Source organism: Faecalibacterium tardum (assembly GCF_040096515.1).
In the GTDB taxonomy this organism is placed as follows: Bacteria; Bacillota; Clostridia; order Oscillospirales; family Ruminococcaceae; genus Faecalibacterium; species Faecalibacterium tardum.
On the sequence record NZ_JBBMEO010000098.1, the window covers coordinates 1 to 1007 of the forward strand.

The window sequence follows — 1007 nt, forward strand, 5'->3', positions numbered from 1 at the left end:
ATCTGTTCCTGAATCAGACGCTCCTGTCGTTCTGCGGACAAGGGTATCTTTTCAAACTGGCTGTGTCCGATGATAACCGCATCATAATCACCGGTCGCAATTCTCGCACAGAATTTTTTGCGATTACCGGGTTCAAAATCTTTTTTGCTGGTGACCAGCAGCTTTGCATTGGGGTACAGGCGTAAAAATTCGCTGGCCCATTGTTCCGTCAAATGGTTTGGCACGACAAAAAGACTTTTCTGACACAAGCCCAGACGTTTCAGTTCCATAGCGGAAGCCGCCATCTCAAAGCTCTTGCCGGCACCGACTTCGTGCGCCAAAAGGGTGTTATACCCATACAGCACATGGGCAACCGCATTGCGCTGATGCTCTCGCAAATTGATCTCCGGGTTCATGCCCACAAAATGAATATGACTTCCGTCATACTCACGGGGTCGGGTGCTGTTAAAAAGCTCATTGTACCTCTTCACCAGCAGAGTCCGCCGCTGCGGATCTTTCCAGACCCAGCCAGCGAAAGCATCCTTGATGGCCTGCTGTTTCTGCTGGGCGAGGGTGGTTTCGTTTTGATTCAGCACACGCTTTTCTTTCCCATCCTCCTCGATGGTATCATAAACGCGGCTATCACGCAAATTCAAGGTGTCTTCCAAAATCTTGTAAGCATTGGCCCTGCGGGTACCGTAGGTTTCGGTGGCCATAATGTCACCAAAGCCAGTAGCAGATTTATTGCTGATTCGCCATTCGGAAGTGTAAGGGGAGTAGCGAACGGTGATGGCATTGTTGTAGCGGATACGATAGGGCGGCTGAAAAGTTTCCATCATGAACTGCTGCACAATAGAGGGGGCAAGCCATGTGGCACCCAGCCGCACATCAATTTCAGAAGCTTCCAAATCTTTGGGCTGCGCCTTAGTCAGTGCGTCCACATTGCCCTTGAACTCCGAGCGGCTTTCTGCAGCAAGTTGTGCCATCCGTAGTTTATCGCGCACATTACCCGAAAGGTATTCGTCCGC

1 protein-coding gene is annotated in these 1007 nt (G+C 50.6%); it reads right to left on the reverse strand.

Going from position 1 to position 1007, the window contains the following annotated elements; all coding sequences use genetic code 11:
- On the reverse strand, positions 1-1007 hold a 1007-nt coding region (locus WMO44_RS14920), incomplete at both ends, for a DUF8437 domain-containing protein (RefSeq protein ID WP_349153047.1).